Here is a 14056-nt window from a genome sequence, read left to right on the forward strand (position 1 = left end):
CCTACTCCATATTGGTGTGCCTGGCGCGCATGGCTTCCGGCGTAGCGCCCGTCAGGCCTTTAAGCTTCAGCACCATGATCTCGAACAAAACAAACAGCGCGCCTTCAAACAGCGAGCCCATCGGCAGCACCGAGGTTCTGGCGGCACCCTGGTCGCTGGCCATGGTCTGCGCCGGAATGAGCAGCGTGAAGTCGGCAAGTTTTGCGGCACTTCCGTCGGCCTCCGCCGTGAGCAGCAGCACCTTTGCGCCGGCCTCGCGGGCAACGCGCATCAAGGTGAGCACTGTCGTGGTCTCGCCCGGTCCGGAACTCACCAGGAAAACGTCGCCCTGCCCCAGCGGCGGCGTGGTCATGTCGCCGACCACCGAGACCGGCAGGCCGAGATGGTAGAGCCGCATGGCAAAGCCCTTGACCTGCAGCGCCTCGCGGCCGCAGCCATAGACGGCGATCTTGCCGGCGCCGGCAAGCATGGTGCCGGCAGCGTCGATGCGGCTTTCATCGATGCGCGCCAGCACCGCGCCGAGTTCGTCCAGCGCGGTCGCGAACATCCCCGATCCGGCTTTGGTCATGACGGCTCACCTTGGCAACCGGCGTTACGAATTTTGCGGCTGCTCACCCGCGAAACGGTTGTTTTTATTCATGCTATCACCGCGAAAATCGCTATCCAACTCGCCTCGGCGCTTTTGCTGGGCCACGGGCGTTGATAGTGTCATGTCAGACAAATCACTCCGGGAAAATCGTTGGACATGAAGACACGGCATTTCGACCGCCTCGGCAATGGCGGCATCACCTTCACCGAGCTTGGCTTCGGCACCGCGCCGCTCGGCAACCTCTATCGCGCCGTCCCCGACGAAGACGCCAATGCCACGCTCGAAGCGGCATGGACGACCGGCTGCCGCTATTACGATACGGCACCACTCTACGGTCTCGGCCTTGCGGAAACCCGCCTGAACCCCTTCCTGCGCGGCCGCAAGCGCGACGACTACGTGCTGTCCAGCAAGGTCGGCCGCCTCATGCGCGTCGCTGCGCCCGAGCAGCGCACCGGCATCGGTAAGTTCTTCGACACGCCGTCGCGCCGCGAGGTCTACGACTACAGCTATGACGGCGTCATGCGCTCATTCGAGGCCTCATTGGAACGCCTTGGCGTCGACCGCATCGACATCCTCTTCGTGCATGACGTGGACATCTTCACGCATGGCAGCAAGGAAGCCTCCGACCGCCGCATCGAAGAGTTCATGTCGTCGGGCTATTATGGCCTGCTTTCGCTGCGCGACCAGGGCGTGATCAAGGCGTTCGGCGGCGGCATCAACGAATGGCAGGTCGCGCAGACGCTGGCCGAGCGCGGCGATTTCGACCTGTTCCTGCTTGCCGGCCGCTACACGCTGCTCGAGCAGGACGCGCTGGCCACCTTCCTGCCGCTCTGCCAGAAGCGCGGCATCGGCATCGTGCTCGGCGGCCCCTACAATTCCGGCGTGCTTGCGACCGGCCCCAAGCCCGGCGCCTTCTACAATTACAGCGAAGCGCCGAAGGAAATCCTCGATCGCGTGGCGCGCATCGAAGCCGTCTGCCAGCGTCACAGTGTGCGCCTGATCGAGGCGGCGCTGCAGTTCCCTCTGCAGCATCCTTCGGTGGTGTCGGTGATCCCGGGCGGGCAGCGGCCGGCGGAAGTCGAAAGCAACCGCGCGCTTCTCGGCGTCAAGATCCCGGCAGCGCTCTGGGCCGATCTCAAGCAGGAAGGCCTGCTGCGGGCCGACGCGCCGACGGCCTGAGCCTGCGCGCGCCAAGCGAACCGCACAAAAAAGAAAAGCCGGGCATGCCCGGCTTTTCTGCTCTTAAAGAAAAAGGTCTTAGTTGACCGCGTCCTTGAGGCCCTTGCCAGCCGAAAACTTCGGCACGGTGCGCGCCGGAATCTTCACTTCGGCGCCGGTCTGCGGGTTGCGACCCGTCGAAGCAGCGCGTTTTGACACGGTGAAATTTCCGAAGCCGACAAGCCGGACATCGCCGCCCTTCTTCAGTTCGCCGGTGATCACGGAGAACACTGCATCGACGGCGGACTGCGCATCAGCCTTCGAAATGCTAGCGGAGTCGGCGACAGCGGACACCAGTTCGTTCTTGTTCATAAAAATTCCCTTCCATGAGAAAACCGGAACTTACGACTCATCCGGCAGGAAAGGGACTTTAGAAAGAAGCGTTCCGGAACCCAAGTCGAAAACCGCGGAATTCCGGGCTTTTTTCAATTTTTACGTGGGTTTTTCACATGAAAAAGCCGGGCTCGAAGCCCGGCTCTCTCTTTGTGCGACGCAACATTAGAAAATTCTAATGAGCAAGCGACTTTCCGGCATCGTCGCCGGTGTCGACCGGAGCCGGCGCATTGACCGGCTCGACCCATTCGATCGGCTCCGGCATCCTGACCAGCGCGTGCTTCAACACCTCGCCGACGCGTGCGACCGGAATGATCTCCATGCCGTTTTTCACATTGTCCGGAATCTCCGCCAGATCCTTGACGTTTTCTTCCGGGATCAGAACCTTCTTGATGCCGCCACGCAGTGCCGCGAGCAGCTTCTCCTTCAGGCCACCGATCGGCAAGATGCGGCCGCGAAGCGTTATCTCACCAGTCATTGCCACGTCGGCCCGGACCGGGATACCGGTCAGGATCGACACGATCGCCGTGGCCATGGCGGCACCGGCGGACGGACCATCCTTCGGCGTAGCGCCTTCCGGCAGGTGCACGTGGATGTCGCGCTTGTCGAACAACGGCGGCTCGACGCCGAAATCGAGCGCCCGTGAGCGGACATAGGACGCCGCCGCCGAGATCGATTCCTTCATCACGTCGCGCAGGTTGCCGGTCACCGTCATGCGGCCCTTGCCGGGCATCATGACGCCTTCGACCGTCAGCAGTTCGCCGCCGACTTCCGTCCAGGCAAGACCGGTGACAACACCGACCTGATCGTCAGACTCGACCTGGCCGAAGCGGAAGCGAGGCACGCCAAGATAATCGGCGAGATTGGCCGCCGTGATCTTCACCGTCTTCTTCTTCGTCCGCAGGATCTCGGTGACCGCCTTGCGGCCGAGCTTCATAAGCTCGCGCTCAAGGCTGCGCACGCCGGCTTCCCGCGTGTAGGTCTGGATGATGCCGCGGATCGCGTCTTCCGCGACCGAGAATTCGTTCGGCTGCAGCGCGTGATCGCGGATCACCTTCGGCATCAAATGCCGCTTGGCGATCTCGATTTTCTCGTCCTCCGTGTAGCCGGCGATACGGATGATCTCCATGCGGTCCATCAGGGGCGCAGGGATGTTCAGCGTGTTCGCCGTCGTCACGAACATCACGCTCGACAGGTCGTATTCGACCTCGAGGTAATGGTCCATGAACGTCGAGTTCTGCTCCGGATCGAGCACCTCGAGCAAGGCCGATGACGGGTCGCCGCGGAAGTCCTGGCCCATCTTGTCGATTTCGTCGAGCAGGAAGAGCGGGTTGGACTTCTTGGCCTTCTTCATCGACTGGATGACCTTGCCGGGCATCGAGCCGATATAGGTCCGCCGGTGGCCGCGGATCTCGGCCTCGTCACGCACGCCGCCAAGCGCCATGCGGATGAACTCACGGCCGGTCGCCTTGGCGATCGACTTGCCGAGCGAGGTCTTGCCGACGCCGGGAGGCCCGACGAGGCACAGGATCGGCCCCTTGAGCTTCTTCTGGCGGCTCTGCACAGCGAGATACTCGACGATGCGCTCCTTGACCTTGTCGAGGCCGAAGTGATCGGCATCGAGCACGTCTTGCGAGAAAGTCAGGTCCTGCTTGACCTTGGAGTTCTTGCCCCACGGGATCGACAGCAGCCAGTCGAGATAGTTGCGCACGACCGTCGATTCAGCCGACATCGGCGACATCGACCTGAGCTTCTTCAACTCGGCGTCCGCCTTCTCGCGGGCCTCCTTGGAGAGCTTGGTCTTCTTGATGCGCGCCTCGATCTCGGCGGCCTCGTCGCGGCCGTCCTCGCCTTCGCCGAGCTCCTTCTGGATCGCCTTCATCTGCTCGTTGAGGTAGTACTCGCGCTGCGTCTTCTCCATCTGGCGCTTGACGCGCGAACGGATGCGCTTCTCCACCTGGAGCACCGAGATCTCGGCTTCCATGAAGCCCATCGCCTTCTCCAGACGCTCCTTGACCGAAAGCGTGGCGAGCATCTCCTGCTTCTCGGGGATCTTGATGGCGAGGTGCGAGGCAACCGTGTCGGCGAGCTTGGAATAGTCGTCGATCTGGCTGGCCGCGCCCACCACTTCGGGCGAGATCTTCTTGTTCAGCTTGACGTAATTCTCGAAATCGGTGACGACCGAGCGGGCAAGCGCCTCGACCTCGACCTCTTCCTCTTCCGGCTCGACCAGCGCGGTGGCGCGGGCTTCGTGGAAATCGGCGCGGTCGGTGAACGACACGATCTTGGCGCGCGAGGCGCCCTCGACCAGCACCTTCACGGTACCGTCGGGAAGCTTCAAAAGCTGCAGCACATTGGCGAGCGTGCCGATGTCGAAGATCGCATCGGGCTCAGGATCGTCGTCGGCTGCATTCATCTGGGTGGCAAGCAGGATCTGCTTTTCCTGCCCCATCACTTCTTCCAGCGCCTTGATCGACTTTTCACGCCCAACAAAGAGCGGAACGATCATATGCGGAAACACGACGATATCGCGCAGTGGGAGGACCGCGAAAACGCCGTCGCCGGAAGCCTTGGATATCTTGGCCATTGTCCAACCTTTCATGTCGCGGCCGCTTAATTTTAGCCAACCGCGAATCTCATATTAACGACCGAGTGTCGTTCCGCCTACCACCGTTTGTGACGGGAGTTTTACAGCACAGAATGCGGCGCCTCGGCCTTCTGGTGTTAGGTGGATGCAGCCGGGGCAAAGATCAAGGGCTAACACGGGTCGTACCGTCCCTTCCACGGCATGCTTGCGCGCCGCTTACAGCAAAACGGCGCCACGCGGGCGCCGTTCCATGAAAATGCGGGCTCAGATGCCATTTCAGGCGCTGACATTGCCCTTCTTTTCCTTCTGTTCGGAATAGATGTAGAGCGGCCGGGCGCTGCCGGTCACCACCTCTTCCGAGATCACCACCTCGCGCACGCCTTCCAGCGCCGGCAGCTCGAACATGGTGTCGAGCAGGATCGCCTCCATGATGGAGCGCAGGCCGCGCGCGCCGGTCTTGCGCTCGATGGCGCGCTTGGCGATGGCCGACAGGGCGTTCTCGTGGAAGGTCAGATCGACATTTTCCATCTCGAACAGCCGCTGATACTGCTTGACCAGCGCGTTCTTCGGCTCGGTCAGGATCTGGATCAGCGCCGGTTCGTCGAGGTCTTCCAGCGTCGCCAGCACGGGCAGACGGCCGACGAATTCCGGGATCAGGCCGAATTTCAACAAATCCTCCGGCTCGACCTGGCGGAACAGGTCGCCCGTGCGGCGATCCTCGGGCGAAGCGACGGTGGCGCCGAAGCCGATCGAGGTCTTGCGGCCGCGATCCGAGATGATCTTGTCCAGCCCGGCGAAGGCGCCGCCGCAGATGAACAGGATGTTGGCGGTGTCGACCTGCAGGAATTCCTGCTGCGGATGCTTACGGCCGCCCTGCGGCGGCACCGAGGCGACCGTGCCTTCCATGATCTTCAAAAGCGCCTGCTGCACGCCCTCCCCCGACACGTCGCGGGTGATCGAGGGGTTGTCCGACTTGCGCGAAATCTTGTCGATTTCGTCGATATAGACGATGCCGCGCTGGGCGCGCTCGACATTGTAGTCGGCCGATTGCAACAGCTTCAGGATAATGTTTTCAACGTCCTCGCCGACGTAACCGGCTTCGGTCAGCGTCGTGGCGTCGGCCATGGTGAACGGCACATCAATGATGCGGGCGAGCGTCTGAGCCAGCAGCGTCTTGCCGCAGCCGGTCGGGCCGATCAGCAGGATGTTCGACTTGGCCAGCTCGACATCGTTGCTCTTGCCGGCATGCGCGAGGCGCTTGTAGTGGTTGTGGACCGCCACCGACAGCACGCGCTTGGCGTAAGGCTGGCCGATGACATAGTCATCCAGAACTTTCAGGATTTCCTGCGGTGTCGGCACGCCTTCGCGCGACTTCACCATCGAGGTTTTGTTTTCCTCGCGGATGATGTCCATGCACAGTTCGACGCATTCGTCGCAGATGAAAACCGTCGGGCCGGCGATCAGCTTGCGGACCTCGTGCTGGCTTTTGCCGCAAAACGAGCAATAAAGCGTGTTCTTGGAATCACCGCTATTGTTGCCGACCTTGCTCATTTTCCTGTCCTTTCACCGACGCCCGCCGATCGCCTGGCTGCAAGAGGCGTCTCACCAATCTATCGCGGGAATCCGCCGCCGCCAGTGTCTCGGCTCACACTGCGCATCCCGTACGAAACACAAATCAGAAAACGCGGCAATGATTCGCAGCTACCCCCACGCAAAGCTAAGCCGTCGAAAATCAACATAGCCTTAACGTAGGCAATCCCAACGCCCGAGGGAACAGCCAAATGTGGCCGAAATGCCGCAAGCCACGCCAAAAGCGCGTTATCCTGCCATCCGGCTGCCAAGGCGCCCTTACGTGGCGGCGCCTTCGACCGGTTCGCGCGACGAGATGACCTTGTCGATCAGGCCGAAATCCTTGGCCTCGTCGGCGGTCATGAAATGATCGCGATCGAGCGTGCGTTCAATCTCTTCGTAGCTCTTGCCGGTGTGCTTGACATAGACCTCGTTCAAGCGGCGCTTCAGCTTGACGATATCCATCGCATGCCGCTCGATGTCCGAAGCCTGGCCCTGGAAGCCGCCGGACGGCTGATGGACCATGATGCGGGCGTTCGGCGTGGCAAAGCGCATGTCCTTGTGGCCGGCCGTCAGGAGCAGCGAGCCCATCGAAGCGGCCTGGCCGATGCAAAGCGTCGAAACCGCCGGCTTGATGAACTGCATGGTGTCGTAGATCGCCATGCCCGAGGTGACCACGCCACCCGGCGAATTGATATAGAGGTTGATTTCCTTCTTGGGGTTTTCCGCCTCGAGGAACAAAAGCTGTGCACAAACCAGCGTCGCCATCCCGTCCTCGACCGGACCGGTGATGAAAATGATGCGTTCCTTCAAGAGGCGCGAGAAGATGTCGTAGGCGCGCTCGCCGCGATTGGTCTGCTCGACCACCATCGGAACGAGGTTCATGTAGGTTTCAACGGGGTTCTTCATGGACTACCCTTGTTGGAGATTGGGATCCCGGCGCCGTGGTACATCAGCAATCGGGCGGAATCGTTCTGGATCGGTTATGACCTAAATAGGATGCCGGCTCACCCTAGCGCAAGGCCGCCTCTCCTAGCCACCTGGTTAAGTGGAATCAAGCGTTGCGGCCGGCGCGCCGCGCGCACATGGCCAGGCCGCGGACGGCCCGGTTGCCGAAGTCCTGCAGCAGGCCGTCCGCCTCGGTAGCATTTTCTTAACCGCGCCGCTTAACGACAAGCCTTGAAATCGCTGTCTGGCCTGGGACCTTCCGCTACACTCCTGCGTTGAAAATGCGTCCTTTTTCAACGGGGGAATGTCATGATCCGCAAAAGCACCACATCCCTGGCAGTCATAGCGATGCTTGCGGCGGTTTCCGACACCGCCGCCGGCGGCCGCGCGCTCGAATGCTACGAACCCGTGCACAGGCCGGCGCTCTATGACACCGTATATGAAGACGTGATGCTGAGCCCGGGCGGCCAAATGGTCGATTACGACGCGGCGATCTACGGCACCTACCAGAGCGTGGAGCAGATTGCGCCGCCGCGCGTGACCTATGAGACGGTGCCGGCGGAGACGCGCACGGTCTACCATACGGTCAGGGTCGACGATGGCGGTTATGCCTGGGAGTGGCGCGTCATCCACGGCCGCAAGGTGCTTTGCAAAGTGTGGCGCAAGGCCCGCTATGCGCGCGTTGCCGAAATCGTGGTGGTCAGACCCGAACGCGTGCACCGTGTCGTGCAGCCGGCGGAATATGAAAGCGTCGCCCGCGAAGTGCAGGTACGGCCGCAACAAGTGCGGATCCGCGAAATCCCACCCTCATATGGGACGGTGGCGCGCCGGGTGGTGGTGCGGGAAGGCTCGACCAGCTGGCGCCGGGTGCATATCCCAAGGCATTGCCAGGACTAACCGGCATTTCGCCGGTCAGAGGCGGCCGGGCGGCGAAGTGCACGCCCTGGCCGCAACCGAAGCCTGATTAGGCCAGATCGACGTCGAGGATCGCCATCGAGAAATTGTAGTCGCCGTCGTCCTCGTCCTTGAACACGAGGCCCAGGAATTCGTCGCCGATATAGACCTCGGCCGAGTCTTCCTTGCGCGGACGCGCCTTGATCTCGAGCCTGGGATTCTGGAAGACGCGCTTGAAATAGGCGTCCAGCTTTCTGATTTCGTCAGGCTTCAAAAGACTTCTCCGAGATGTCGGTCTGTTCGTTGGAACGCGCTTCTGACACGCAGACGATGGCTATGTAAAGGCAAGCTGGCAGCATTAACGCGTGGCAGGCAGCACCTGAACCGGCGGCCCCGACGGTCGCCGCCGGCGACAAATTGCTCAGATGTCGAAGCTGACCACGTGGTCCATGGTCTGCGACGGCAGGAGCTGGTCCATCTGCCGAGACGGCTGATCGCAGCCGGTTTCTCCCACAACCCGCGCCGGCACGCCGGCGACGGTTTTGTTGTGCGGCACGGGCGACAGCACGACCGAACCGGCGGCGATCTTGGAGCAATGGCCGATCTCGATGTTGCCGAGGATCTTGGCGCCGGCGCCGATCAGCACGCCACGGCGGATCTTCGGATGACGATCGCCATTGGCCTTTCCGGTACCGCCCAGCGTCACGCCGTGCAGGATCGACACGTCATCCTCGATGACCGCCGTCTGGCCGACGACGAGGCCGGTGGCGTGATCGAGGAAAATGCCCTTGCCGATGCGGGCGGCCGGGTTGATGTCGGTCTGGAATACCGAGGAGGAGCGGCTCTGCAGGTAGAGCGCGAAATCGCGGCGGCCATGATTCCACAGCCAATGCGCCAGGCGGTGGGTCTGGATGGCGTGAAAACCCTTGAAATAGAGCACCGGCATGATGAAGCGGTCGCAGGCCGGGTCGCGGTCGTAGTAAGCCTGGATGTCGACGCGCACCGTCGTGCTCCACTCCGGATCGTCGTCCAGCATCGCCTTGAAGGTCTGGCGGATGAGGTCTGAGCCGACGTCCTGATGCGCCAGGCGCTCGGCCAGCCGGTGGATCACGGCCTGTTCCAGGCTCTCCTGGTTGAGGATCGTGGAATAGAGGAACGCCGCGAGCAGCGGATCGCGGTTCACCGCTTCCATCGCCTCATCGCGGATCGAACGCCAGATCGGGTCGACCGGTTGCACCATGCTGGGGCGGGCAATCGTAATGCTGTTCATCGACGCTCTCCGGCCTCGCTCATTATCCGGCGGCACATATAAGCCAAATCATAGCACGGTTGAACTCAATTTTCCTTAAGTAGCTGTTCAAATGGACATGGTTCACGCGGAATCAAGCGACAATGGAAAACGAACCCTTGATCACCGGGGCGCCGGAAAACGCCGGCCCTGCCCGCTGACAAGGCCTCACCGGCCTCAGGTCGGCAGCGTCGTTCCCGCCTGCTCCGCCACCATATAGGCGGCATACCAATCCGGCCAGTTGTGGTCATGCTGCCCGCCATTGCGCTTTTCATGCTCGCCATGCGCCGCGGCTGCTCTGCGCAGCGCGCCCGCAAGCTCCGAGGATGACGTGAAAATCGTGTCATGCGCTTCGACGCGCCCCGGCAGGCGCTGCGTGATCTCCTGCAGCAGCCAACCATTGCCGTCCGGGTCGCTGAATGTGACGAACGAGGAATAGCTGTTGCCATCAGGGTGCCGGCTTTTGATCGGCGGCTGACCCGGGCCGTTACGGTGGAAGACGTCGCTTGCCGCGACGCCCCGCGCCACGAGTTCCGCGCGCGCTGCTTCAATATCGGACACGATCAGATAAAGCACTTTCGCCGAACCGGGGGCGGCCGATGTCAGGCCCGTGCCGAAGTGGATCGAACATGGTGAACCCGGCGGCGTGAACTGCACGACCCGAAACGCATCGCCGACAACGAAGTCGGCGTCGAGCCTCCAGCCCAGGCCAGCGTAAAAGCCCTTGGACCGGTCGACATCCGAGACAGGAATGACGACGGCCTCCAATTTCATGTCGATCATGCCAGGTTTGGTTCCGCTGGTCATGTCACGCTCCTTGCATTAGGTGTCGGCGATACCTTCCCTCCACCGCGCATTTTGGTCAATCGGGCACATAGGCTCTTGAAGCCGACGGCGACTTGCGCTGTCTTGCCCCCCAGCCACCCGGAAAAATTCGTCATGGAAAAAGAACCGCTGCTGGACGATGCGCTGAAAAGCGAGCTTTCCTTGGCTTATCAGGCCGCGGACCGGCACTACCACAACCTTGCCCATATCAAAGCGATGCTGGCGCTGGCCGACGAATACCGGGGCCTGCTCGATGATCCGGACGCCTTCGAGGCGGCGGTCTGGTTGCATGACGCCATCTATGACAGCCGCGCCAAGAACAATGAGGCGAAAAGCGCTGAGCTGGCCGCGGAAAGGCTGGCCGGGCGCGCAAGTTCCGGGCGCCTGGCCCGCATCGTCGCGATGATCAACGCCACCGCGACGCATCAGCTGCCTGCTCTGGAAGACAAGAAAGCGCTCAACGATGCGGCGCTCCTGCTCGATATGGACCTGGCCATCCTTGGCGCCGAACCTGAGGCGTTCGATACCTATGAGCAAGCGGTCCGGCGTGAATATGGCTGGGTCGAGGAGCCGCTGTGGCGCGCCGGACGCGCGGCTGTCCTGAAGACGTTCCTCGCGCGCCCGCATATTTTCTACACGAAACCATTTCGCGATCGGTTCGAGGCGCGCGCCAGGGAAAATCTAGGCCGCTCCCTGCAAGCGCTGCAAGGCTAGGTCCGACAGGCCCACTGTCCCGTCGGGCCTTGCCCCTATGTCTTAATTCCATGTCCTGCGATCACGAGAGCAATTCCAGGAAAAGTGTGAGCGGTTTTCCGTCCGGAATTGCTTCAAACAAAGAGATAGAGCGGCCGCTAGCCGCTCAGGGATGACCGAGACCCATGGAAAACGACTTCCACCAACCCGTCGATGCGGCGCAGGTACCCCGATTTGCCGGTCTTTCCACCTTCATGCGGCTGCCTTCCGTATCGAGCGCCAAGGGGCTCGACATCGCCCTTGTCGGGATTCCGTGGGACGGCGGCACCACCAACCGCGCCGGCGCCCGTCACGGTCCGCGCGAAATCAGGAACCAGTCGAGCCTGATGCGCCGCGTCCATCATGTGTCGGGAACCGAGCCGTTCAGCATCGCCAATGTCGCCGATGTCGGCGACGTCTCGGTCAATCCTATCAATCTCCTCGACGGCTTGAAGCGCATCGAGGACGGCATCGCCGCGATCGTCGCGGATGGAGCTATTCCCTTAGCCGCCGGCGGCGATCACCTGACGACGCTGCCAGTGCTGCGCGCGGTGGCCCGCAACGCGCCAGTCGGCATGGTTCACTTCGATGCCCATTCCGACACCAACGATCGCTATTTCGGCGACAATCCCTATACGCACGGAACGCCTTTCCTCCGCGCCATCGAGGAAGGATTGCTCGACCCGAAGCGAGTGATCCAGATCGGCATCAGGGGGTCGATCTATGAACCCGGCGAACACGATTGGGCGACCGCCCAGGGTATACGCATCATCTATATGGAGGAGTTCGTCAGGCGCGGCGCCGCTTCGGTCATGCAGGAAGCGCGCGATCTTGTCGGCGACGGCCAGACCTATGTGACCTTCGACATCGATTGCATCGATCCGTCGATGGCGCCCGGCACCGGCACGCCCGAGCTTGGCGGTTTCACCACCCGCGAGGCGCAGGAGATGGTTCGATTGCTCGACGGATTGAATTTCGTCGGCGCCGATGTCGTCGAGGTCGCGCCTCCCTTCGATCTTGCCGGCATGACGGCGCTGGCTGGTGCGACGATGATGTTCGAGCTGCTCTGCGTCATGGCGAGATCTGTCGCAGACAGGAAAGCGCGCGCTTAGGGTGTGTCGAGATTCGGGTCAGGCCGAACCGAAAATGGCGGATTTCGAGAACCGGACCGGAGCGTACTTTAGGTACGTGAGGACCGGAAGCGCAGGAAGCCGCCATTTGCAGGCCGGCCTCACCTGAATATCGGCACACCCTAATCCGGAAAGGTTTCCATCCGGCGCGCATAGGCCCTGAAGCCGGCGCGCTCGTAGACCGACTGGGCCGCCGGATGGTCATAGGTGTCGGTGTGAAGCCAGACACGTTCCGGCCGATACGCCCAGGCCGCGCGCAGCGACCGCTCGAGCAGGAACGGCCCCAGCCGATTGCCTTGAACGGCCGGGACCAGCCCGAAATGAACGAGTTCGACGGCTGGCTGCCCGATATCGTTGAATTCGCAAAGGCCGACGGCTGCGCCGTCGACCCGCAGCACGTGAATGTGCGTCGCCTCGCTGGCAAGCAGCGTTGCCAGCTCTGCTTCGGGCATGCGTAGACGCTGGTCCCACTGCACCGGCCCGCCGACGGCACGGTAGAGTTCGACATAGTCCGAAAGATCGAGCCTTTCGCGCGTCACCATCGCGCCGGCCAGCGGCGGCGCAAGCGCATCGCCGGACGGCGGCGCGAGCATTTCCATGTAAGTGACGAGAAGGTCGACCATCGTCAGGTCGGGGCAAGCCGAATGCTCAAAGCGGATTCTCGGCATAAAACTCCAGCACGCGCTGCTTGAAGCTCTTGTCGCCGACGGCGAGCATGTGGTCGCGGCCCTCGATGTGGAAAGCTTTTGCATTGGGCATCAGGGCGGCAAGCTCATCCGGCGAGCCGCCGATATCGTCCGTCGTGCCGACGGCGATCAGCGTCGGCTGCGCGATGCGGGCCATGTCGTCTTCGCTGAGCAGCTCGCGCGATTTGGCGATGCAGGCGGCGAGCGCCCGCCGGTCGCTGCGCGTCTGGTCGGCAAAGGCGCGAAACGAGCGGCCGCGCGGATGCGTGGTCTGGGCTGGGTCCTCCGCCAGCAGCGCGGCCGCGATCGGGTCCCAGTCGCCGACGCCGTCGACCATGCCGATGCCAAGCCCGCCGAACACCAGTGTCGCGACCTTGTCCGGATCTGACAGCGCCAGGAAAGCCGAGACCCGCGCGCCCATCGAATAGCCCATGACATGCGCACGCTCGATGCCGAGATGGTCGAGCAGCGCCGCCGCGTCCGACGCCATCTTCTGCGGCGTGTAGTCGGCCTCGTCATAGCTCTTCGACGACGAGCCGTGGCCGCGATTGTCGAAGGCGATTGCCCGGTAGCCAGCATCGTTCAACGTCTTGAACCAGCCGGGGGAAACCCAGTTGACATAATGGCTGGAGGCAAAGCCGTGGATCATCAGCACCGGGTCACCCTGCCCCGACACCGGCTGGCGATCGAGAAAGGCAAGCTCGAAACCGTCATGGGAGAAGAATTGCATCGGCAGAAATTGCTTTTCAGTTGGAACCGGCACCCGTGCCGATGGAAGGATGGCGCAAAACATCGCCTTCCTTGATGCCGTCCTTGGCCGCAGTTCCTGCCTTCAACTCAAGCACGAAGCGCACGGGTTGTCCGGGTGAGATGATCGCTTCGGATTCGGGCTCGCCGCGCTTGATAGCCTTGATCCTGCCGTCCTGGCCGACAAAGACGAGGTCGAGCGCCATCGGCGTGTTCTTCATCCAGAAATCCACCTCTTCGGCGTTTTCGAACACGAACAACATGCCGTGGTCGTCGGCCATGGTCTGGCGAAACATGAGCCCCGCCTCGCGCTCGGCGGCGGTGTCGGCGATCTCGATGGAGAAGGAGCGATCTCCCGAACCCGTCGCCACCACCAGCGGTGTGCGATCGATCGGCAGCAGCATCGCGTCCGCCATGCTCGGCTTCAAGGCGTTGAAATAGACAGCGAAAACCATCGCGGCGCAGAGCGCGCCTGCAGTCAGCCAGTTGCGGTGAGCCATTTGATACCTC

15 protein-coding genes are annotated in these 14056 nt (G+C 62.2%); 4 read left to right on the forward strand and 11 right to left on the reverse strand.

What is annotated here, in order from left to right; all coding sequences use genetic code 11:
• Position 1: 1 nt before the first annotated feature.
• Complete coding sequence (locus tag AB6802_RS14840; RefSeq protein ID WP_371010859.1) at positions 2-568, reverse strand: SIS domain-containing protein; 567 nt, start codon at positions 566-568, stop codon at positions 2-4.
• 177 nt (positions 569-745) lie between these two features.
• On the opposite strand from AB6802_RS14840, the gene AB6802_RS14845 reads away from it, so the two are divergent.
• Positions 746-1768 (forward strand): aldo/keto reductase, encoded by a 1023-nt coding sequence (locus AB6802_RS14845; protein WP_371010860.1) that lies wholly within the window; start codon positions 746-748, stop codon positions 1766-1768.
• Positions 1769-1846: 78 nt separating this feature from the next.
• Here AB6802_RS14845 and hupB read toward each other — a convergent pair whose 3' ends face one another.
• The 4 genes from hupB to clpP all read right to left on the reverse strand — a co-directional run bounded on the left by hupB (position 1847) and on the right by clpP (position 7205).
• The gene (gene hupB, locus AB6802_RS14850; protein WP_027166452.1) at positions 1847-2119 is read right to left on the reverse strand and encodes a DNA-binding protein HupB; all 273 of its coding nucleotides are present in this window, start codon (positions 2117-2119) and stop codon (positions 1847-1849) included.
• A gap of 196 nt (positions 2120-2315) precedes the next feature.
• Entirely contained in the window at positions 2316-4727 is a 2412-nt protein-coding gene (gene lon / locus AB6802_RS14855) for an endopeptidase La (RefSeq protein ID WP_371010862.1), read from the reverse strand.
• A 276-nt stretch (positions 4728-5003) separates the two neighbouring features.
• Positions 5004-6278: an ATP-dependent Clp protease ATP-binding subunit ClpX gene (gene clpX / locus AB6802_RS14860; RefSeq protein WP_371010863.1), complete on the reverse strand. Its 1275-nt coding sequence runs from the start codon at positions 6276-6278 to the stop codon at positions 5004-5006.
• A 297-nt stretch (positions 6279-6575) separates the two neighbouring features.
• On the reverse strand, positions 6576-7205 hold the full coding sequence (gene clpP, locus AB6802_RS14865) for an ATP-dependent Clp endopeptidase proteolytic subunit ClpP (protein ID WP_371010864.1): 630 nt from the start codon (positions 7203-7205) through the stop codon (positions 6576-6578).
• A gap of 348 nt (positions 7206-7553) precedes the next feature.
• On the opposite strand from clpP, the gene AB6802_RS14870 reads away from it, so the two are divergent.
• Entirely contained in the window at positions 7554-8141 is a 588-nt protein-coding gene (locus AB6802_RS14870; RefSeq protein ID WP_371010865.1) for a hypothetical protein, read from the forward strand.
• Between the two features lie 67 nt (positions 8142-8208).
• On the opposite strand, the gene AB6802_RS14875 is transcribed toward AB6802_RS14870, so the two are convergent.
• The 3 genes from AB6802_RS14875 to AB6802_RS14885 all read right to left on the reverse strand — a co-directional run bounded on the left by AB6802_RS14875 (position 8209) and on the right by AB6802_RS14885 (position 10233).
• Positions 8209-8412 (reverse strand): DUF3126 family protein, encoded by a 204-nt coding sequence (locus AB6802_RS14875; protein ID WP_371010866.1) that lies wholly within the window; start codon positions 8410-8412, stop codon positions 8209-8211.
• Positions 8413-8559: 147 nt separating this feature from the next.
• Positions 8560-9408, reverse strand: coding sequence for a serine O-acetyltransferase (gene cysE / locus AB6802_RS14880; protein WP_371010867.1), 849 nt, complete (start codon positions 9406-9408; stop codon positions 8560-8562).
• A 195-nt stretch (positions 9409-9603) separates the two neighbouring features.
• Positions 9604-10233: a VOC family protein gene (locus AB6802_RS14885; RefSeq protein WP_371010868.1), complete on the reverse strand. Its 630-nt coding sequence runs from the start codon at positions 10231-10233 to the stop codon at positions 9604-9606.
• Positions 10234-10365: 132 nt separating this feature from the next.
• Here AB6802_RS14885 and AB6802_RS14890 point away from each other — a divergent pair, with 132 nt between their 5' ends.
• Both AB6802_RS14890 and speB read left to right on the forward strand, forming a co-directional pair.
• Positions 10366-10965 carry a hypothetical protein gene (locus AB6802_RS14890; protein ID WP_371010869.1) on the forward strand — a complete coding sequence of 200 codons (600 nt, stop codon included), beginning with the start codon at positions 10366-10368 and terminating at the stop codon, positions 10963-10965.
• A 164-nt stretch (positions 10966-11129) separates the two neighbouring features.
• Entirely contained in the window at positions 11130-12095 is a 966-nt protein-coding gene (gene speB, locus AB6802_RS14895; protein ID WP_371010870.1) for an agmatinase, read from the forward strand.
• A 140-nt stretch (positions 12096-12235) separates the two neighbouring features.
• On the opposite strand, the gene AB6802_RS14900 is transcribed toward speB, so the two are convergent.
• From AB6802_RS14900 to AB6802_RS14910, 3 genes are read right to left on the reverse strand one after another with little or no spacing between them, the layout of a single operon-like run.
• Entirely contained in the window at positions 12236-12736 is a 501-nt protein-coding gene (locus AB6802_RS14900) for a GNAT family N-acetyltransferase (protein WP_371010871.1), read from the reverse strand.
• A 25-nt stretch (positions 12737-12761) separates the two neighbouring features.
• A complete protein-coding gene (locus tag AB6802_RS14905; protein ID WP_371010872.1) occupies positions 12762-13529 on the reverse strand; it encodes an alpha/beta fold hydrolase in 768 nt (255 codons plus the stop codon).
• Between the two features lie 16 nt (positions 13530-13545).
• Positions 13546-14046 (reverse strand): DUF192 domain-containing protein, encoded by a 501-nt coding sequence (locus AB6802_RS14910; protein WP_371010873.1) that lies wholly within the window; start codon positions 14044-14046, stop codon positions 13546-13548.
• Positions 14047-14056: the final 10 nt, after the last annotated feature.

The sequence above is a fragment of the Mesorhizobium sp. RCC_202 genome (genome assembly GCF_041355295.1).
GTDB lineage: Bacteria > Pseudomonadota > Alphaproteobacteria > Rhizobiales > Rhizobiaceae > Mesorhizobium.